The 19,958-nt window shown below is 60.7% G+C and carries 20 protein-coding genes; 7 read left to right on the plus strand and 13 right to left on the minus strand.

Features of this window, described 5'->3' with window-relative positions; genetic code table 11:
* The first annotated feature begins 6 nt into the window (after positions 1-6).
* Positions 7-2,097 carry a 4-alpha-glucanotransferase gene (gene malQ / locus ACJ8OK_RS20255; protein ID WP_033631901.1) on the plus strand — a complete coding sequence of 697 codons (2,091 nt, stop codon included), beginning with the start codon at positions 7-9 and terminating at the stop codon, positions 2,095-2,097.
* Between the two features lie 69 nt (positions 2,098-2,166).
* Here malQ and nfuA read toward each other — a convergent pair whose 3' ends face one another.
* On the minus strand, positions 2,167-2,742 hold the full coding sequence (nfuA, locus tag ACJ8OK_RS20260) for a Fe-S biogenesis protein NfuA (RefSeq protein WP_033631902.1): 576 nt from the start codon (positions 2,740-2,742) through the stop codon (positions 2,167-2,169).
* A 58-nt stretch (positions 2,743-2,800) separates the two neighbouring features.
* Positions 2,801-3,484, minus strand: coding sequence for a DNA utilization protein GntX (gene gntX / locus ACJ8OK_RS20265; protein WP_033631903.1), 684 nt, complete (start codon positions 3,482-3,484; stop codon positions 2,801-2,803).
* A 40-nt stretch (positions 3,485-3,524) separates the two neighbouring features.
* On the opposite strand from gntX, the gene bioH reads away from it, so the two are divergent.
* Both bioH and ACJ8OK_RS20275 read left to right on the plus strand, forming a co-directional pair.
* A complete protein-coding gene (gene bioH / locus ACJ8OK_RS20270; RefSeq protein WP_021504761.1) occupies positions 3,525-4,295 on the plus strand; it encodes a pimeloyl-ACP methyl ester esterase BioH in 771 nt (256 codons plus the stop codon).
* A 270-nt stretch (positions 4,296-4,565) separates the two neighbouring features.
* Complete coding sequence (locus tag ACJ8OK_RS20275) at positions 4,566-4,850, plus strand: YdgH/BhsA/McbA-like domain containing protein (protein WP_004930765.1); 285 nt, start codon at positions 4,566-4,568, stop codon at positions 4,848-4,850.
* A gap of 44 nt (positions 4,851-4,894) precedes the next feature.
* Here the strand turns inward: ACJ8OK_RS20275 and ACJ8OK_RS20280 are convergent, their stop codons facing one another.
* The 5 genes from ACJ8OK_RS20280 to greB form a co-directional block, all read right to left on the minus strand.
* Positions 4,895-5,134 carry a FeoC-like transcriptional regulator gene (locus ACJ8OK_RS20280; RefSeq protein WP_015379315.1) on the minus strand — a complete coding sequence of 80 codons (240 nt, stop codon included), beginning with the start codon at positions 5,132-5,134 and terminating at the stop codon, positions 4,895-4,897.
* Entirely contained in the window at positions 5,134-7,449 is a 2,316-nt protein-coding gene (gene feoB / locus ACJ8OK_RS20285; protein WP_060557875.1) for a Fe(2+) transporter permease subunit FeoB, read from the minus strand. The genes ACJ8OK_RS20280 and feoB overlap by 1 nt, the downstream gene beginning before the upstream one ends.
* 71 nt (positions 7,450-7,520) lie before the next feature.
* Positions 7,521-7,745 (minus strand): ferrous iron transporter A, encoded by a 225-nt coding sequence (feoA, locus tag ACJ8OK_RS20290; protein ID WP_004930752.1) that lies wholly within the window; start codon positions 7,743-7,745, stop codon positions 7,521-7,523.
* A gap of 606 nt (positions 7,746-8,351) precedes the next feature.
* Positions 8,352-10,685 (minus strand): Tex family protein, encoded by a 2,334-nt coding sequence (locus ACJ8OK_RS20295; protein ID WP_033631907.1) that lies wholly within the window; start codon positions 10,683-10,685, stop codon positions 8,352-8,354.
* Between the two features lie 157 nt (positions 10,686-10,842).
* Positions 10,843-11,316 (minus strand): transcription elongation factor GreB, encoded by a 474-nt coding sequence (greB, locus tag ACJ8OK_RS20300; RefSeq protein WP_004930745.1) that lies wholly within the window; start codon positions 11,314-11,316, stop codon positions 10,843-10,845.
* A gap of 229 nt (positions 11,317-11,545) precedes the next feature.
* Between greB and cbpA the strand changes: the two genes are divergently transcribed.
* The 4 genes from cbpA (at position 11,546) to envZ (ending at position 15,163) form a co-directional block, all read left to right on the plus strand.
* On the plus strand, positions 11,546-12,508 hold the full coding sequence (gene cbpA, locus ACJ8OK_RS20305) for a curved DNA-binding protein (protein WP_015379312.1): 963 nt from the start codon (positions 11,546-11,548) through the stop codon (positions 12,506-12,508).
* Between the two features lie 5 nt (positions 12,509-12,513).
* Positions 12,514-12,819: a chaperone modulator CbpM gene (locus ACJ8OK_RS20310; RefSeq protein WP_004930739.1), complete on the plus strand. Its 306-nt coding sequence runs from the start codon at positions 12,514-12,516 to the stop codon at positions 12,817-12,819.
* A 257-nt stretch (positions 12,820-13,076) separates the two neighbouring features.
* A complete protein-coding gene (ompR, locus tag ACJ8OK_RS20315) occupies positions 13,077-13,796 on the plus strand; it encodes an osmolarity response regulator transcription factor OmpR (protein WP_004709363.1) in 720 nt (239 codons plus the stop codon).
* Positions 13,793-15,163, plus strand: a complete 1,371-nt coding sequence (gene envZ, locus ACJ8OK_RS20320; RefSeq protein WP_031300055.1) for a two-component system sensor histidine kinase EnvZ — start codon at positions 13,793-13,795, stop codon at positions 15,161-15,163. The genes ompR and envZ overlap by 4 nt, the downstream gene beginning before the upstream one ends.
* Positions 15,164-15,195: 32 nt before the next feature.
* Here envZ and ACJ8OK_RS20325 read toward each other — a convergent pair whose 3' ends face one another.
* The 6 genes from ACJ8OK_RS20325 to yrfG form a co-directional block, all read right to left on the minus strand.
* A complete protein-coding gene (locus ACJ8OK_RS20325; RefSeq protein WP_004930733.1) occupies positions 15,196-15,675 on the minus strand; it encodes a type II toxin-antitoxin system VapC family toxin in 480 nt (159 codons plus the stop codon).
* The gene (locus ACJ8OK_RS20330; protein ID WP_004930730.1) at positions 15,672-15,935 is read right to left on the minus strand and encodes a FitA-like ribbon-helix-helix domain-containing protein; all 264 of its coding nucleotides are present in this window, start codon (positions 15,933-15,935) and stop codon (positions 15,672-15,674) included. Before ACJ8OK_RS20330 ends, ACJ8OK_RS20325 begins: the two co-directional genes overlap by 4 nt.
* Positions 15,936-16,061: 126 nt before the next feature.
* Positions 16,062-17,681 (minus strand): phosphoenolpyruvate carboxykinase (ATP), encoded by a 1,620-nt coding sequence (gene pckA, locus ACJ8OK_RS20335; RefSeq protein WP_015379308.1) that lies wholly within the window; start codon positions 17,679-17,681, stop codon positions 16,062-16,064.
* Positions 17,682-17,875: 194 nt separating this feature from the next.
* Complete coding sequence (hslO, locus tag ACJ8OK_RS20340; RefSeq protein ID WP_442530913.1) at positions 17,876-18,754, minus strand: Hsp33 family molecular chaperone HslO; 879 nt, start codon at positions 18,752-18,754, stop codon at positions 17,876-17,878.
* Between the two features lie 25 nt (positions 18,755-18,779).
* Positions 18,780-19,187: a ribosome-associated heat shock protein Hsp15 gene (gene hslR, locus ACJ8OK_RS20345; protein ID WP_004930296.1), complete on the minus strand. Its 408-nt coding sequence runs from the start codon at positions 19,185-19,187 to the stop codon at positions 18,780-18,782.
* Positions 19,184-19,864 carry a GMP/IMP nucleotidase gene (gene yrfG / locus ACJ8OK_RS20350; RefSeq protein WP_004930298.1) on the minus strand — a complete coding sequence of 227 codons (681 nt, stop codon included), beginning with the start codon at positions 19,862-19,864 and terminating at the stop codon, positions 19,184-19,186. The genes hslR and yrfG overlap by 4 nt, the downstream gene beginning before the upstream one ends.
* Positions 19,865-19,958: the final 94 nt, after the last annotated feature.

The following is a 19,958-nucleotide window of genomic DNA, read 5'->3' on the forward strand; positions in this document are numbered from 1 at the left end:
GAGCGAATGGATCGCAAGCGTATCGATCAGGCGGCAGCGCAGGCGGGGATCGCTGCCGATTTTATCAATGCCCACGGCAAGCGGCAGGCGATTGAACCGGAGACCAAGCGCAAGCTGTTGGCGGCCATGAATCGGGCCGATGGCGCGCAGGAAGGCGCGGCATCACCGTTACCGGCGGTCAAGGTGTTCTATCAGGGCGCGCCGCTGGCGTTGACCCCGGCGGGTGAAGGCGAGTACCTGTGGGCGCTGCAGCGTGAAGACGGCGAATGCCTGCAGGGGCGCGTCGGCGCGCGCAAGACCCTGACGCTGCCCGGCGATCTGCCGATGGGGTACCACCAATTGACGCTGAGCCAGGGCGAGCAGCAGTGGTCATGCCGAGTGATCGTCGCGCCGAGGCGCTGCTTTGAGCCGGACGCCTTGCTGACCGGCAAGAAGCTGTGGGGGGCCTGCGTTCAGCTGTATACGCTGCGTTCCGATCGCAACTGGGGCATCGGCGATTTCGGCGATCTGCGCCTGATGGTGGAAGAGGTGGGTGAGCGCGGCGGTGCCTTCGTCGGCCTCAATCCGATCCATGCGCTGTATCCGGCCAACCCGGAGAGCGCCAGCCCCTACAGCCCCTCATCGCGCCGCTGGCTGAATCTGGCGTATATCGATGTCAATGCGGTGGAGGATTTCCAGCGCAGCGACGCGGCGCAGCGCTGGTGGCAGAAGCCGGCGACGCAGAAGCAGCTGGCCAAGGCGCGCGCCGCGGAGTGGGTGGACTACACCGCCGTAATGCAGCTGAAGCTGGCGGCGCTGAAGCTGGCGTTCCCGCTGTTTCAGGCGCGCCAGCCGAACGACGCGCAGCGTCAGGCGTTCGAGCAGTTCGTGGCTGAGGGGGGCGACAGCCTGTATCAGCAGGCGGCGTTTGATGCGCTGCATGCCCATCTGGCGGCCAAAGACGCCAGCCAGTGGGGCTGGCCGGCCTGGCCCGAGCGCTATCGGCAGGGGCAGAGCGACGCGGTGCGGCAGTTTTGCGCCGAACATCAGGACGCGGTCCGCTTTTACCTGTGGCTGCAATGGCTGGCGGCCACCCAGTTCGCGCAGTGTTTTGACCAGAGCAGGCAGCAGCAGATGCCGATTGGCCTGTATCGCGATCTGGCGGTCGGGGTGGCGGAAGGCGGGGCGGAAACCTGGTGTGACCGTGAGCTGTACTGCCTGAAAGCGTCGGTCGGGGCGCCGCCGGATATTCTGGGGCCGCTGGGGCAAAACTGGGGCCTGCCGCCGATGGATCCGCACGTGATGGCGGCGCGCGGGTATCAGCCGTTCATCGATCTTTTGCGCGCCAACATGACCAGCTGCGGCGCGCTGCGCATCGATCACGTCATGGCGCTGCTGCGGCTGTGGTGGATCCCGTATGGCGAAACCGCCGGTCGCGGCGCCTATGTCAAATACCCGGTGGACGATCTGCTGGCGGTGCTGGCGTTGGAAAGCCAGCGCCACCGTTGCATGGTGATCGGCGAGGATCTCGGCACGGTGCCGGTGGAGATCGTCGGCAAGCTGCGCGACAGCGGCGTCTACTCCTACAAAGTGCTCTATTTCGAAAGCGACGGCGAGCACCATTTCCGTGCGCCGCAGGCCTACCCGGTGCAGGCGATGGCGACCATCACCACCCACGATCTGCCGACGCTGCGCGGCTACTGGCAAAGCGACGATCTGACGCTCGGCAATCGGCTGGGCCTTTATCCGGATGCGGAGATCCTGCGGGCGCTGTTCGCCGATCGGGAACGCGCCAAACAGGGGTTGCTGGACGGATTGCATCGCTATGGCTGCGTGCCGCAGAAGGTGGGCAAGAAGGCGGCGCTGCTCGGCATGAGCCCGCTGCTCAACCGCGGCCTGCAGCGCTATGTTGCCGACAGCGCCAGCGCCTTGCTCGGCCTGCAGCCGGAAGACTGGCTGGATATGGCCGATCCGGTCAATATTCCCGGCACCAGCGATCAATACCCTAACTGGCGGCGCAAGCTGACCCAGACGCTGGAGGAGATGTTTGCCGACCCGCACATAAACCGCTTACTGAAGGATTTGGACAAGCGGCGCCGCAAGGTGTCGGTGGGCTGAAAACGACAATGCCGGAACGGGTTCCCCCTTCCGGCATTATGTTATCTACCGTGGCGCGAACGCCGGGTATCAATAGTAGGAGTGCTCGCCGCGCTGGTGCTCGGTCAAATCACGCACGCCCTTCAGCTCCGGGAATTTCTGCAGCAGCTCTTTCTCGATGCCTTCTTTCAGCGTGACGTCCACCATCGAACAGCCGTTGCAACCGCCGCCGAACTGCAGAATAGCCATGTTGTCGTCGGTGATCTCCATCAGCGTTACGCGGCCGCCGTGGCCCGCCAGCTGCGGGTTGATCTGCGACTGCAGCACGTATTCCACGCGCTCCATCAGCGGCGCGTTGTCATCGACCTTGCGCATCTTGGCGTTCGGTGCCTTCAGCGTCAGCTGAGAACCCAGCTGGTCGGTCACGAAGTCGATTTCGGCGTCTTCCAGATACGGCGCGCTCAGCTCATCGACATAGGCGGACAGTTTGTCGAACTTCAGTTCGGTATCCGTCGCTTCTACCGCGTCCGGCGGGCAATAAGAGACACCGCATTCGGCCGTCGGCGTGCCCGGGTTGATCACGAATACGCGGATTTGGGTGCCTTCTTCTTGATTTGCCAGCAGTTTGGCAAAGTGTTCCTGTGCAGCATCTGTTATACGGATCATAGCATTAGCTCAATAGTTGACTTCTATAGTCGGTTATAATACGCCCATTGCCGTGGCACTACAACGTGCGGCAAACGCACCATATCTGCACCGAAGCGGCGCCTTGCCGCCGCAGCAGCGCCGCGATCGCCGCGACGGTGCTGCCGGTGGTCACCACGTCATCCACCAGGGCGATATGCCGGCCGGCGACCGGCACGGTACAGGCGAACGCGCGCTGCAGATTGCGTCTGCGGGCAGAGGCGCTCAGCCGCTGTTGCAGGGCGGTTTTGCGCACCCGGCGCAAGGCGGCGGGCCGATAGGCGCAGCCCAGCCAGCGCGCCAGCGGCCGGGCCAGCAGATCGCTCTGATTATAGCCACGGCGCCAGCAGCGTGATGCATGCAAGGGTACCGCTAAAATCAGGTCGGGTCTGTTCAGATACTGCTCTCTTCGCGCCTGCTGCCACCGCAGCAGCATCAGGCGCGCCAGCGTCGGCGCCAGCTCGGGCGCGCGGTGGAACTTGAACCTTTTTACCAGTTGGCTGAGCGGAGCAACGTAGTCGCCGACGAACACCAGCCGCTGCCAGGGCGGCGGCCGTTGCAGGCAGCGGCCGCAGGGCATTTGCGTCTCGCCGGCGGGCAATCCGCAGCGCGGGCAACACGGAGGGTTGACCGGCAGATGGCGCAGGCAGCAACTGCAGATGCCATGACGCACCAGGCGCAACGGCTGTCGGCATAGCCAACAGCGGCTGCGGATTGATAGCATAGGGCCTCCGACACGGATAAGCATGAAAGGACAGTAACCAATGACAGCGCTGTACTGGCAAACAATAGGCGAAGGCGAACGCGATCTTGTGCTGCTGCACGGCTGGGGATTGAACGCCGAAGTGTGGAGTTGCATCCAGGCGCGACTGACGCCGCATTTTCGCCTGCATCTGGTCGATCTGCCGGGATACGGCCGCAGCCAGGGGTTCGGCGCCCTGTCGCTGGAGCAGATGACGGATATCGTGCTGGCGGCCGCCCCGCCGCAGGCCTGGTGGCTTGGCTGGTCGCTCGGCGGGCTGGTGGCCAGCCAGGCGGCGCTGATGCAGCCCGGGCGGGTCAAGGGGCTTATCACCGTGGCCTCCTCGCCGTGTTTTGCCGCTCGCGATGCGTGGCCGGGGATCCGCCCGGACGTGCTGAGCGGTTTCCAGCATCAGCTGAGCCTGGATTTCCAGCGCACCGTCGAGCGCTTTCTGGCGCTGCAAACGCTGGGTACCGAGAGCGCGCGTCAGGATGCGCGCCAGCTGAAAGCGGTGGTGCTTAACCAGCCGACGCCGAGCGTCGAGGTGTTGAACGGCGGGCTGGAGATCCTGCGCACCGCCGATCTGCGCGCGCCGCTGGCGGAGTTGAATTTGCCGCTGCTGCGGATCTACGGTTATCTGGACGGGTTAGTGCCGCGCAAGGTCGCCGAGCTGCTCGATGCCGCCTGGCCGAATTCTGCGTCGCAGATCGTGGCCAAAGCCGCCCATGCGCCGTTTATCTCTCATCCCGATGAATTTGTGACGATGATCGAAGCGTTTATTGCAGCACATTGAATGCAGCGGGAAAACGCACGATAGAGCGCGAAAAAAAACGCCGCCGGGTGGATAAAAGACAAAGCTGTTCAATACTTAGTGAGTCAATGCGTTGGCTGCAAAATGAAAAGACCGCGTGCGGCGCTTTTCATTTTGGCGTTTCGTCTCTGGGAAACGGGCCCCGTCAGGGAAAGCAACGAGGCCTGAGGATGTCGCGGCAGCCTGCGGTACTACGCATGGATTTTTGACGGCTTTCATAACAGATAAATTATCCATTGAGAGGTTAGTGTCATGAAATCATTGAAGATGATTATTGCAGCGGCAGTGCTGGGTTCGGTGTCTTTCGGCTCCATGGCGGCAACCCTGCTGACCAAGGAAGATCTGGATAAGAACCCGGGTAAATACGAGAAGATCGGCACCGTCACCACGACGGCGGAAACCACGTCACCGATGGACGCCAAGGAAGAGCTGTCCAAACTGGCTGACGAAAAGGGCGGTCAATACTACGTGATCCTGGCAGGCCGCGAACACGGTAAATTCAGCGCCATCGCCGAAGTTTACAAAGACAAACAATAAGCCTTGAACGGTAATGGGGCGCCCGTCATTGGCGCCCCTTATCTTCAGGCTTTCAGTCGATAGAACACCGTGCTGCACCCCTGGCCCTGCGGGCAGCTTTTGCAGCCGCCGCTCAAACAGGCGCCGTCATCCTGTTCGATGCGCTCCACTTTCCCCATCGCCGTCAAACGATCCAGCATCGCCTGCACCAGCGGCAGCGGCGTCGCCAGCGATTGGCTGAGCTGCTGCGCCTGGGCGCTGCCGCGCAGCGCCAGCGCATCGCGCAACTGCAGCAGCCCGGCCATCAGTGACAGCTCCCTTTGGCGCCCTGACAACAGGCCGCTGGCGTGGCGTTGCCCAGGCGAACCGTGACGCGGCTGCGCGCCCGGCGCAGGCCGAACAGCACCAGCAGATTCACCAGCAGCACCGCCAGGATCGCCGTCAGGCTGTACTGCGGGTGTTGGTTGAAGGTCGCCGCTTGGTAGAACAGCGTCGCCAGCGAGTAGGCCACATTCAGCCCCCACAGGATGGAGAATGTCATCCAGCCGCGGCTTGATTCGCGGGCGATGGCGCCCATCACCGAGACGCAGGGCACATACAGCAGCACGAAGATCAGATAGCTGTAGGCGGAGATGCCGGAGCCGAATTTGCTGCTCATCACGCCCATCGAGCCGACGCCCATCTCGCCGTCGCCCTTGCTGGCTTCGATCGGGTTGGACAGCACGCTCAGGCTGAAGGTGTTTTTCAGGCCGTCCCAGGTTTCCTGCAGCGCGCCGCCCAGCTCATCGAGCAGGTTGAAGTTGGCGGCGTCGAACGCCTCTTTGTTGATGTGCTCGGCGGTATACAGCGTATTCAGCGTGCCGACCACCACTTCTTTCGCCATCGCGCCGGTCACCAGGCCGACGGTGGCCTGCCAGTTATCGCGGTGGACGCCCATCGGCTGCAGCAACGGCGTCAGCACCTTGGAAACCGTGGCCAGCGCGGAGTCGTTGATGTTGTCGACCGTTTTGCCGCTGAACGAGAAGCTGTTCAGGCCGCCGATGAATATGCTGGCCACCACGATCACCTTACCGGCGCGCAACACGAAGCCTTTCAACCGCTGCCAGGTTTGCAGCAGCAGGCTTTTCAGGTGCGGCACGTGGTAAACCGGCAGCTCCATCACGAACGGCGAGGCTTCGCCGCGCATGAGGGTGTATTTGAGTACCAGGCCGGTGAGAATCGCCACCGCGATGCCGAGCATGTACAGCGAGAACACCACCCCTGCGCCGTCCTGGCCAAAGAAGGCGGCGGCAAACACCGCGAAGATCGCCAGCCGGGCGCCGCAGGACATGAACGGCGCCATCATGATGGTGATCAGGCGCTCGCGTTGGGCGTCCAGCGTACGGGCGCCCATGATGGACGGCACGTTGCAGCCGAAACCGACGATCAGCGGCACAAAGGATTTGCCCGGCAGCCCGAGCGCCTGCATCAGGCGATCCATCACGAATGCCGCACGCGCCATGTAGCCGGAGTCTTCCAGGAACGACAGGAACAGGTACATCATGCCGATCTGCGGCACCAGCGGCAGCACGGTGTTGATGCCGCCGCCGACGCCCTGCGCCAGGAAAACGGTCAGCCAGTCGGGGAAGTGCAGGGTGTAGCCGAGCCACTGAATGCCCTGAATGAAGATCGCCGCCGAGCCGATATCGAAGATCGGCTGCAGCGCGCCGCCGATGTTGATCGCCAGCAGGAACATCAGGTACATCACCAACAGGAAGATCGGTACGCCCAGCCAGCGGTTGAGGATCACTTTATCCAGCATGTCGGTCAGGCGGTTGGGCATCGCCTGCTGCGAGTTGCTGACCGCGTCGCTCAGGGTGGCGATAGACTGGTAGCGCGCGTCGGCGATCACCAGCGCCGGGTCTTCTTGCTGCTGCTGTTGCAACGCCTGAATGGCCGCAGGCAACAGCGCGACGGCGGGACCGGCCAGCCGGTGGCTGTAGATGTCGCCTTCCAGCATCTGCAATGCCAGCCAGCGGCGTTGCACCGCCGGCAGCGTTTGCGGCATGGCGTCGCTCAGCGTGGCGACCGCTTTCAGCAGCAACGGCGGGTAGTTCACCAGCGCCTGCTGTTCGTTGATGCGATGATTGTCGATCATCTGTTTCAGCACGCCGATACCGTCGGCGCGGGTGGAGATCATCGGCACTACCGGGCAGCCGAGGCGCGCCGACAGCGCGGCGACGTCGATATCGATATGCTGGCTTTTGGCGATGTCGAGCATGTTCAGCGCCACGATGCAGGGAATGCCCAGCTCCAGCAGCTGCAGCGTCAGGTAGAGATTGCGCTCCAGGTTGGAGGCGTCGACCACGTTGATTAGCAGATCGGCGTCGCCGCTCAAAATGTAGTGGCAGGCGATCTGCTCATCGAGCGAGGTTTGCTCTGAAATGGTGGTCAGGGAGTAGGTGCCGGGCAAATCGACCAGCCGCACGTCGGACTGCGGGGTAGTGAAATGGCCTTCTTTGCGTTCGACCGTCACGCCCGCCCAGTTGCCGACCCGTTGGCGTGCGCCGGTCAGCTGGTTGAACAGCGTGGTTTTGCCGGAGTTCGGGTTACCGATTAAGCCGATGGTGAGTTTTTTCATAGTTCTGCGTGTCGTCTTCAAGGAGAGCCGCGCCGGCGCAAGGGCGCGTCGGCAAATGGAGGTGCGCCGGTTCAGGACTGGCCGTCGAGCTGCAGCAGCGCCAGATCCTTCCTGCGCAGCACCAGGCTGACGCGGCGAGTTTTTATTTCTATCGGATCGCCCAGCGGCGCGACGCGCACCACGTCGAACGAAGAGCCGGGCAGCATGCCGAGCGATAACAGTTTCTGGCGGTAGGCCGGCGCAATTTCACCGGAAAAGCCGACAATCTTATATGTGTGTTTAGGTTGAAGCTGCATGTGATTAACCTTCCGGGTGCCGATGAACATCGGGCTGATGATAATTGGACGTTGCCGGCGAAAATGCCACGCCGTCGGCGGTATTCATCCATAAGGTCATGCAATAAAGTGAGCGCAAATAATAGTAATTATCATTATCGCATTCAATACAAAAGATAGGGGTATTGTAACCAATTATTATGGCGTCGACAGTTTTTGGTTGTGTCGTCTTGATTAATGACGTTTTACCACCGCTTGCGATGGGGAACAAATGAGAATGGCGAGTTAAATCAGTTGCGTATTTGTAGCCGAGTTTTCTCGTTTGCAAATATCGAGGGTTTTTTCCCTTTATTTATTTCCGCTGAAAAGCAATTCGATAACATTATTCCGCCGTAATGCGAGCGGTAACCATTTGTGTTTCTCTCACAATTGGCGAGATGAAAAATGCGTGTTAACAAAGTTGTTAATAAATGGCTGCAGAAGAAATTTTTGTTGCCTGAATAATGGGAGCGCGGTCACGCAGGAACGGGAAATAAAAAGATAACGGTTTATTGAGGCGGGTCAAGAAATGCCGCAAGTTTTATTCATCGGAAAGGGCGGAGCAGGCTCCGCCCTGTCGGTTCCGACTTAGCGTTTCTTGCCGAATGCCGCCGCCAGCGCGTCGCCCATGGCGCTGTTGCCGGCCGGCGCCGCGTTGCGCGGTTTGGCCTTGTTGCCGCCTGCCGAACGGTTGGCATTGTCGCGCGTCTGGGCAGGCGCGTTGCCGCCGCGACGCGGTGAACCCTCGCCCGGTTGCTCATCCAGGCGCATGCTCAGCGCAATGCGTTTACGCTGCAGATCGACTTCCATCACCTTCACTTTGACGATGTCGCCGGCCTTCACCACGGTGTGCGGATCTTCGACGAATTTGTCCGCCAGCGAGGAGATGTGCACCAGGCCGTCCTGATGCACGCCGATATCCACGAAGGCGCCGAAGTTGGTGACGTTGGTCACCGAGCCTTCCAGGATCATGCCCGGCTGCAGATCGTTGAGGGTTTCCACGCCTTCGGCGAAGGTGGCGGTTTTGAACTCCGGACGCGGATCGCGGCCCGGCTTCTCCAGCTCTTTCAGAATGTCGGTGACCGTCGGCACGCCGAACTTGTCGTCGGTGAAATCAACCGCTTTCAGGCTGCGCACTGCGGAGGCGTTGCCCATCAGATCCTGCAGCGCCTGCTCGGTGGCGGCCAGGATGCGTTGCACCACCGGATAGGCTTCCGGGTGAACGGTAGAAGCATCCAGCGGGTTGTCGCCGTGGTTGATGCGCAGGAAGCCGGCGCACTGTTCGAAGGCCTTCGGCCCCAGACGGCTGACCTTCAGCAGCTGTTCACGGTTGCTGAAGCGGCCGTTCTCGTCGCGCCAGTTGACGATGTTCTGCGCCATCATGCGCGTCAGGCCGGCCACGCGGGTCAGCAACGGCACCGACGCGGTGTTCAGATCGACGCCGACGGCGTTTACGCAGTCTTCCACCACCGAGTCCAGTTTCTTCGCCAGCTGGCTCTGGCTGACGTCGTGCTGATACTGGCCGACGCCGATGGATTTCGGGTCGATCTTCACCAGCTCCGCCAGCGGATCCTGCAGGCGGCGAGCGATGGACACCGCGCCGCGCAGCGATACGTCGAGATCCGGGAATTCCTGCGCCGCCAGTTCAGACGCGGAATACACCGACGCGCCCGCTTCGCTGACGATCACTTTTTGCGCCCGGACGTCGCCGAACTGCTTTTGCAGGTCGAGATAGAAGCGCTCGGTTTCACGTGAAGCGGTGCCGTTGCCGATGGCCACCAGCTCCACGTTGTGTTTGATGCACAGCGCCGCGACGATGGCGGCGGCTTTCGCCGCTTGCCCGGTGTGCGGGTAGACGGTGTCGGTGGCGACCAGTTTGCCGGTCGCGTCGACCACGGCGACTTTCACCCCGGTGCGCAGGCCCGGATCGAGGCCCATGGTGGCGCGCATGCCGGCCGGCGCGGCCATCAGCAGATCATGCATGTTGCGGGCGAAAACGTTGATTGCTTCATCTTCCGCGCGCTCGCGCACCGTGCCCATCAGCTCGGTTTCCAGGTGCAGCAACACCTTGATGCGCCAGGTCCAGTTAACCACCGCCTTGCGCCAGGCGTCGGCCGGGGCGTTGTTCAGGCGCAGGTTGAGGTGATTGATGATGATCAGCTCCGCCTGGCTTTCGCGCGGCGCTTCCTCAAACTGCGGATCGGCGTTCAGCGCCAGCTGCAGCACGCCTTCGTTGCGGCCGCGGAACATCGCCAGCGCGCGGTGTGAAGGCACCTGAGAAATCGGTTCGTGGTGATCAAAATAGTCGCGGAACTTGGCGCCTTCTTCTTCCTTGCCTTCGACCACTTTGGACACCAGATGGGCGTTTTTCCACAGGTAGTCGCGCACCTTGGCCAGCAGCGCGGCGTCTTCGGCGAAGCGCTCCATCAGGATATAGCGCGCGCCGTCGAGGGCGGCTTTCACGTCCGCCACGCCCTTGTCGGCGTCGACGTAGCGTTCAGCCAGTTGTTCCGGCTGCTGTTGCGGATCCTGCCACAGCGTATCCGCCAGCGGTTCCAGGCCGGCTTCGATGGCGATCTGGCCACGGGTGCGGCGCTTCGGTTTGTACGGCAGGTAGAGGTCTTCGAGTTCGGTCTTGCTCAGCGTGGCGTTGATCGCCCCCGCCAATTGTTCAGTCAGTTTGCCCTGTTCATCGATCGACTTCAGGATGGTCTGGCGACGATCTTCCAGTTCACGCAGATAACCCAGGCGGGTTTCCAGCTGGCGCAGTTGGGTGTCGTCCAGGCCCCCGGTGACTTCCTTACGATAGCGTGCAATAAAGGGCACGGTATTACCTTCATCCAGCAGACGGATGGCGGAGTCGACTTGCTCCGGCCGGGCCTGCAGTTCTGTTGCAATAATGCGGCTCAGTGGGTCATTCATAGGTCTGGTATCTGTATTGAGATCGGTGAATAAACAGGGGACAGTTATACGGATTGATCGGGGAAAATGCCAGCGAAGCGGGCCGCCGCCGCGCGGCCGCGGCATGGAGAACAGCGCAGACGGCGGCGTTGGCGGCGGTTAGGAAAAAGCTGAAAGCTTACTTCGGGTAGTTTATCTCGTTAACGTACCACTGCGCCTCGCCCAGCGGGGTATTGACGGTGGCGACGTCCCCGACCTCTTTTTTCAGCAGGGCGCGCGCCATCGGCGCATCGATGGAGATGTAATCCTTGCGGCCGAAAATCTCGTCGTAACCGACGATGCGAAAGCGTTTGGTTTCGCCGTCTTCGTTCTCCACCTCGACCCAGGCGCCGAAGAACACTTTGCCTTCCTGCTGCGGTGAATAATCGACGATCTTCAACTGCTCCAGGCATTTGGTCAGATAGCGGACGCGGCGATCGATCTCGCGCAGCCGCTTCTTGTTGTACTGGTAATCGGCGTTTTCGCTTCTGTCGCCCAGGCTGGCGGCCCAGGTCACTTTCTTGGTCACCTCGGGGCGTTCTTCGCGCCAGAGGTAATCCAGCTCTTGTTTGAGCTTGTCATACCCTTCACGGGTTATCAGTTGAGTTCTCATCGTGATTTATCTTTATGGGGCCACCGCCACAGTGTACGTGAATGCGGGGGGCTTTAGAAATGGCGCGCGGGTCTGTGCCTTGTCGCACGGTTTTTATTCAGTTTGCACAGCTTTTAACGATCGGGAGTATGCTTAGCGTAGCGGAAAAGGAATGTGACGAAAGGAGGATATCTGGTGAGAGAGACAAGGAATTTTGGCGCACAACCCAACACATTGAAGGTATTACCGCATGGAATTTAAAGATTACTACGCCACGATGGGCGTTGAGCCCAACGCCGATCTGAAAACCATCAAAACGGCCTACCGTCGGCTGGCGCGTAAATATCACCCTGACGTGAGCACTGAAGACGATGCCGAAAGCAAGTTCAAGGAAGTGGCCGAAGCCTATGAGGTGCTGAAGGACGAGGAGCGCCGCGCCGAGTACGATCAGATCCGGCTGCACCGCAACGATCCGAACTTTGGCCGCCAGGCGCGCGGCGATCGCGGCGGCTATCAGCAGAGCGCTTCATGGCACGGCGGCGGCGCCGACGCGCAAGACTTCTCCGATTTCTTCGAAAGCATGTTCGGCGGGCGGGCGGCGGGCGGGCATCGCTCTGCTTCGCACTCGCACGGCGGGCATGGCTTCCGCGGCCAGGATCTGGAGATGGAGGTGCCGCTGTTCCTCGAGGAAACGCTGCATGGTCAAAGCCGCGAGATCTCCTACACGCTGCCGGTGTACGACGAACTGGGGCGGCAGGTAAGCGAAGCCAGCAAGACGCTGAACGTGAAAATTCCGGCCGGCGTGGGCGACGGCGAGCGCATTCGCCTCAAGGGGCAGGGCGTTGCCGGCGTGGGCGGCGGCCAGAACGGTGACCTGTATCTGGTTATCCGCCTCGCGCCGCACCCGCTGTTTGAGATCGACGGCCACAACCTGAGCATCGTGGCGCCGCTCGCCCCGTGGGAAGCGGCGCTGGGGGCCAGCATCGAGGTGCCGACGCTGACCGGCAAAATCGCGTTGACCGTGCCGGCCGGCAGCCAGAGCGGCAAACGGCTGCGGGTCAAGGGCAAAGGGCTGGCGGGCAAGAAAGAGCCCGGCGATCTGTATGTCATTCTCAAGGTGGTGATGCCGCCGAAGCCGAACGAGAAGGCCAGCGCCCTGTGGCGAGAACTGGCTGAACAGGCGGCGTTCAACCCGCGCGCGGAATGGGAGTAAAGCACATGATGAAAAAAGAGATCACATTCACCGTGGTGGAACTGTGCCAGCGGGTGGAGATTTCAGAGGATGAATTGGTCGAGATCGTCGGCCTGGGCGTTATCGTGCCGCTGGAGCCGGCGCAGCCGCGCTGGGAGTTTGATTATCCGGCGCTGAGCCATCTGCAGCGCGCACGCAGGCTGCGGGCCGAGCTGGATCTGGATTGGCCGGGGATCGCCATGGCGCTAACGCTGCTCGACCGGGTTGACGCCCTACAGCAAGAGAACCGGCAGTTGCGCCGGCAGCTGGCGCGTTTCCTGCAGACTTCCTGATCCGACAGCTAAACGCCACCGGTCGATTCGCCGGTGGCGAAATTGTGCAAAATTGGGCCGTCACCCCACATTGCGCCGATAAAGGGCGAAATTTTAACGAACCCCCGTCGACATTCACTGAAAATTGTTGATAAATGGGGAAAAGAATAAGCTTTGTAACAATTTCGTCTAGAATACATACCATTAAACGCTGTCTCAAATGGCAAGGTTTTCTAACAATATTCGAGTCAGGCAATAAAGCCTTTGGGAGTAATACCATGCAAGAGAATCATAAGATCCTGGTTGTCGATGATGACATGCGCCTGCGCGCGCTTTTAGAACGTTATTTAACCGAGCAGGGCTTCCAGGTTCGCAGCGTTGCCAACGCTGAGCAAATGGATCGCTTGCTGACTCGTGAATCCTTCCATTTGATGGTGCTCGATCTGATGTTGCCGGGCGAAGACGGCCTGTCCATCTGCCGCCGCCTGCGCAGCCAGAGCAACCCGATGCCAATCATTATGGTCACCGCCAAAGGCGAAGAGGTCGATCGCATCGTGGGGCTGGAAATCGGCGCCGACGACTACATTCCTAAACCGTTCAACCCGCGTGAGCTGTTGGCTCGTATCCGCGCGGTGCTGCGCCGCCAGGCGAACGAACTGCCGGGCGCGCCTTCGCAGGAAGAGGCGGTGATCGCGTTCGGCAAATTCAAACTGAACCTCGGCACGCGCGAGATGTTCCGCGAAGACGAACCGATGCCGTTGACCAGCGGCGAGTTCGCGGTACTGAAGGCGCTGGTCAGCCACCCGCGTGAACCGCTGTCGCGCGATAAGCTGATGAACCTGGCGCGTGGCCGCGAATACAGCGCCATGGAGCGTTCCATCGACGTGCAGATCTCTCGCCTGCGCCGCATGGTTGAAGAAGATCCGGCGCATCCGCGTTATATCCAGACCGTGTGGGGTCTCGGCTATGTCTTCGTACCGGACGGCAGCAAGGCATGAGGCGATTGCGCTTTTCACCGCGTAGCTCGTTTGCCCGAACCCTGTTGTTGATCGTCACCTTGCTGTTCGTCAGCCTGGTGACGACCTATCTGGTGGTGCTGAACTTCGCCATCCTGCCCAGCCTGCAGCAGTTCAACAAGGTATTGGCCTACGAAGTGCGTATGCTGATGACCGATCGGCTGCAGCTGGAAGACGGCACGTTGCTGGAAGTGCCGCCGGCGTTCCGCCGTGAGATCTACCGCGAACTGGGCATCTCTCTCTACACCAACTCGGCGGCGGAGGAGAGCGGCCTGCGCTGGGCGCAGCACTACCAGTTCCTCAGCCAGCAGATGGCGCAGCAGCTCGGCGGGCCGACCGATGTGCGGGTGGAGGTGAACAAGAACTCCCCGGTGGTGTGGCTGAAAACCTGGCTGCAGCCCGATATCTGGGTGCGCGTGCCGCTGACGGAAATCCACCAGGGCGACTTCTCGCCGCTGTTCCGCTATACGCTGGCGATCATGCTGCTGGCGATCGGCGGCGCCTGGCTGTTTATTCGTATTCAAAACCGCCCGCTGGTGGAGCTGGAACATGCGGCGCTGCAGGTGGGCAAGGGCATTATTCCGCCGCCGCTGCGCGAGTATGGCGCTTCCGAAGTGCGGTCGGTGACTCGCGCATTCAATCAGATGGCGTCGGGCGTCAAGCAGCTGGCGGATGACCGCACGTTGCTGATGGCCGGGGTCAGCCACGACCTGCGCACGCCGTTGACGCGCATCCGGCTGGCGACGGAGATGATGAGCGCCGAAGACGGCTATCTGGCCGAGTCGATCAATAAAGACATCGAAGAGTGCAACGCCATCATCGAGCAGTTCATCGATTATCTGCGCACCGGGCAGGAAATGCCGACCGAAAGCAGCGATCTGAACGCCATTTTAGGCGAAGTGGTCGCGGCCGAGAGCGGCTATGAGCGGGTGATTGAAACCGCGCTGTCGCCGGGCGAGCTGATGATGAATGTGCATCCGCTGTCGATTAAGCGGGCGGCGGTGAATATGGTGGTGAACGCGGCGCGTTACGGCAACGGCTGGATCAAGGTCAGCAGCGGCCGTGAGCTGCAGCGCGGTTGGTTCCAGGTGGAAGATGACGGACCGGGCATCAAGCCGGACGAGTTGAAGCACCTGTTGCAGCCGTTCGTACGCGGTGACAGCGCGCGCAGCACCAGCGGCACCGGTCTGGGGCTGGCGATCGTGCAGCGCATTATCGACGCGCATGACGGCGAACTGGATATCGGCACCAGCGAGCGCGGCGGGCTGTTGATCCGCGCGTATATTCCGTTGCCGATGGAGAAAAAAGAGTCGACCAACGGCCATCAAACGGCCAGGGAAAACGCCTGACCTCTGGTGTGGGCCGCGCCGCTGCGGCCCCGTCAGGACTTTCTGCTCATCACGTAGTATTCCGCCGCATCTTCATGCAACCGACGGCCGGTCGGCGCCTGCCACGGATCGATTAACTCGATGCCGCAGTGGAGGAAGTCTTTAGTATTGCGGGTGGCCAGGGCGGCGCCGTAATGCAGGCAGGTGGCGGCGATTTGGGTATCCGGCATGCTCATCGCTTTACCCAGCAGCCGATTCCTTGCCGTCAATTCCGCGTATTGCATCGCGCATAGCCCATCAAACGGCAATATCTGCCCCTCGAACTTCAATTCAATGGCGTCTGCCAATTTCAGCTTGAGATCCCGCTGGCGCTTGCCGTCAGGCATGCAGGCCACGCCGCTGAACAGTTCGGCGAGGACAATGGCGCTGAGATAGAGCTCGTCATTGTCCTTTTCATTTAACCAGTTAATGACGTTGTAGTACGGGCTGGGACGCAGCGTTTCTGAAATGACGTTGGTGTCGATAATGATCATGCGTTGTCATCTTCATCATCAAAGGTGACGATGCGTGGCGGCACGGCGTCACGCGGTGGGATCTCCAGCTCAACGCCGCCGAATTCGGCGAAGTGCTGATGCATCCAGGTACCCAATCCATAGCGCGGCGGCTTTTTCACCAGCGCCTGTTTCAGGATCATGCGCGCTTCCTCTTCCATGGAGTGGCCGTTTTTCGCCGCTGAGATACGCAGCAGCTCTTTGATTTCGTCGTCCAGATTTCTGACGGTGATAGTCGCCATTTAAACCTCCTTTGCTATCAATGATTGCATTGACTTATTTTCTCGTCTTGCCGATTAAAAAGCAATCAATTGAAATAAAAAAAGGCGCGGGATCCGCGCCTTAGCTGAAGAGGTAATGCTACCGAATTACAGCTTCGGGCCGGCGCTGACCAACGCGGCGCCCGCAGGCGTGTCGGTGTATTTGTCGAAGTTGGTGATGAAGCGCTCGGCCAGATCCTGCGCTTTTTCCTGCCACTGCTCGAGGCTGGCGTAGGTATTGCGCGGATCGAGGATCTCCGGATTCACGCCCGGCAGCGCGGTCGGCATCGCCAGATCGAAGATCGGCAGAGTGACGGTTTCCGCCTTGTCGATCTCACCGCTCAGGATGGCGTCGATGATGCCGCGCGTATCTTTGATCGAGATGCGTTTGCCGGTGCCGTTCCAGCCGGTGTTGACCAGGTAAGCCTGGGCGCCGGCGGCCTGCATGCGTTTCACCAGCACTTCGGCGTACTGCGTCGGGTGCAGCGACAGGAACGCGGCGCCGAAGCAGGCGGAGAAGGTTGGCGTCGGTTCGGTTACGCCGCGCTCGGTGCCGGCCAGTTTGGCGGTGAAGCCGGACAGGAAGTGGTACTGAGTCTGGTTGGCGGTCAGACGCGATACCGGCGGCAGCACGCCGAAAGCGTCGGCGGTCAGGAAGATCACCTTGGTGGCGTGACCCGCCTTGGACACCGGCTTGACGATGTTCTGGATATGATAGATCGGGTAAGAAACGCGGGTGTTTTCGGTTTTCGAACCGTCATTGAAGTCGATGCTGCCGTCGGCCAGCACGGTGACGTTTTCCAGCAGCGCATCGCGTTTGATGGCGTGGTAGATGTCCGGCTCGGCTTCTTCAGACAGCTTGATGGTCTTGGCGTAGCAGCCGCCTTCGAAGTTGAACACGCCGTCGTCGTCCCAGCCGTGCTCGTCATCGCCGATCAACTGACGCTTAGGATCGGTGGAGAGGGTGGTCTTGCCGGTGCCGGACAGGCCGAAGAACACCGCCACGTCGCCTTTCTCGCCCACGTTGGCCGAGCAGTGCATCGAGGCGATGCCTTTCAGCGGCAACAGGTAGTTCATCATCGAGAACATGCCTTTCTTCATTTCGCCGCCGTACCAGGTGCCGCCGATCAGCTGCATGCGCTCGGTCAGGTTGAAGGCGACGAAGTTCTCCGAGTTCAGGCCTTGCTGCTGCCAGTTCGGGTTGGTGCATTTGGCGCCGTTCATCACCACGAAGTCCGGTTCGAAGTCAGCCAGCTCTTCGTCGCTCGGGCGGATAAACATGTTTTTCACGAAGTGCGCCTGCCAGGCCACCTCGGTGATGAAGCGCACTTTCAGGCGCGAGTCGGCGTTGGCGCCGCAGAAGGTATCCACCACGAACAGGCGCTTGCCGGACAGTTGTTCGGTGACCAGGTGTTTCAGATCGGCCCACACTTCCGGGCTGAGGGGTTTGTTGTCGTTCTTGCCTTTGCCCTGATCGGCCCACCACACGGTATCGCGGGTGATGTCGTCGCGGACGATGTATTTGTCTTTCGGCGAGCGGCCGGTGAAGATGCCGGTATCGACGGAGACGGCACCCAGCTTGGTGACTACCCCACGCTCAAAACCTTCCAGAGATGGGTCTGTTTCTTCCTTAAACAGCAGTTCATAGCTCGGGTTGTGAACGATTTCGCTGACGTCGTGAATGCCGTAAGCGGCCAGATCCTGAGGGGTTATACCTTTAACGCGCATGTTACTACTCCTTGGTCACAGAATTTCTGGCGGCAATTGTAGGGATCTAACGGTGCGTAACCGCGATGGGTATCAAATATTTAACGTTTTAGGCGGTATTTCGTTACGATCTGAGAGATAGCACACGGAAAAAAGCAAACGTGCAAACGGCGGGCGTTGGCGGGCGCCGGGCGCGCCCGCCGAAAGGGTGTAACTTAGTGCAACTGGTCGCTTTCGCCGGTGTTACCCGCATACAGCGCGGCAACATCAACCGGGTCAAAGACATAGTGGCTGCCACAGTAGTCGCAGTGCATGTCGATATTGCCGTCCTGCTCCAGCATGTCCGCCACTTCGTCGGTCGGCAGGGTCAGCAGCGCGTCGGCGCAACGCTGGCGAGAACAGGTGCAGCGGAACTGCACGTCCTGCGGTTCGTACAAGGTGACCTCTTCCTGATGGTACAGGCGGTACAACACTTCGTTGGCCGGCAGGCCGAACAGCTCTTCGCTTTTGACCGTGTTGGTCAGTTGCACCAGATGATCGAAATCATCGAGGTTGCCGCCCTGCGCCGGCAGCACCTGCAGCAGCATGCCGGCCGCCGCGGCGTTGCCTTCCGCTTCGCCGGTGCGGATGAACAGGCGGGTTGGCAGCTGTTCGGACTGGCGGAAGTAGGCTTCCAGGCATTCGGCCAGGGTTTCACCTTCCAGGCCGACAACGCCCTGATAGCGCTCGCCTTCCGTCGGGGAAATGGTGATGACCATGACGCCGTTGCCGATCATCTGATGCAAGGTGCTGTCGTCGGCGATAGGCGCCTGGGTGCGCGCAACGCCGCGCATCTCCTGGCGATTGTTGCCGTTGATCACCGCCAGCTTCAGCGGGCCGTCGCCTTGCAGCTGAACGGTGATGTCGCCGTCGAACTTCAAGGTGGCGGTCAGCAGACTGGTGGCGACCAGCAGTTCACCCAGCAGCTTTTGCACCGGCGCCGGGTAGTCGTGGTTATTCAGGATCTGCTGATAGGTTTCGCTGACGGTAACCAGCTCGCCGCGCACCGCGTAGTTTTCAAACAGGTAACGGTGCAATTGGTCATGGTTGGACATAATCTTCTCTCATTGCGGTGAGGGGTTATTCCGGCTCACCAAATTTAAATTTCATCAGGTCGCGCCGCTCCTTTTTGTCCGGACGACGGTCCGGATGCGGCATGGTCAACGCGTTCATCTTGCGCGCCAGCGCCATTTTTTCGCGGTTGGCGATGCTGGCTTCGGTTTCCTGATACATTTGCTGCGCCTCGCTGGCGCCGCGGCGTTGGCTGGTCAGCGCCAGCACGATCACCGTACGTTCTTCGTTGCCCTGCCGCAGCTTGAGCTCGGCGTTAAGTTCGACAATCTTGCTCGGCTTGCCACGCTGGCCGTTGTAATGCACCTTGCCGCCGTCGATCATTTCGCGCGCCAGCGCGCGGGTCTTGTAGAAGCGTGCGGCCCACAGCCACTTATCCAGCCGGACCGCGTCGTCGCGCGTCGCTTTTTCCTTCATGCTTCCCCCTTGGCCAGCGCCGGTATCAGCAGGCGATAGTCGCGCATCGACGGATGGCGCTGGAAGCTTTTCTCCGCCGTGCTGGAGTCCGGGTTTTGCACGCCCAGGCAGTAACGAATGCCGAAAGTGCGCGCCGCGTCGAGGATCGGCTCGCCGTCGTCGACGAACAGCGTGCGCTGCGGGTTGAACCCGGTGTGCTGTTGCACCGCCTGCCACAGACGCTGATCTTCTTTCGGATAACCAAATGTGTGGGTGGAAAACAATAAATCAAGGTGCCGATCCAGACCGGTATGCTCGATTTTCACCGCCAGGCTGTGCGGATGGGCGTTGGTCAGCAAAATGGTTTGCAGGCCGGCACCGCGCAGCGCCCGTAAAAATGGCTCGGTGTCCTCGCGCAGCCGGGCGCGGCTGCCCACTTCGCTGGTCATGCGGTAGATATCCAGATCCAACCGCTCGCTCCAGTAATCGAAGCAATACCAATTCATGGTGTGCTGCACCGCCTGATATTCCCGCTCAATAATATTGCGGGCTTCATCAAACGGAATGGCGCGCCTTTCGCTCAGCGCTTGCGGCACCAGGCTGAGCCAAAAGTGACTGTCGAATTCCAGATCCAGCAAGGTGCCGTCCATATCCAGCAGCACGGTATCGATCTGCGGCCAATCAAACTCGGGAACCATAAAAACTCCACGGGCGAACCGACGGGCGGTCCGCAGATGAGAATAATAGCGTTAGCGTAGCATAAGCAGATGACAGGGCGGAGGCCCCGGCGTC

Source organism: Serratia sp. CY71090, from assembly GCF_052166845.1.
GTDB classification, from domain to species: domain Bacteria; phylum Pseudomonadota; class Gammaproteobacteria; order Enterobacterales; family Enterobacteriaceae; genus Serratia; species Serratia nematodiphila.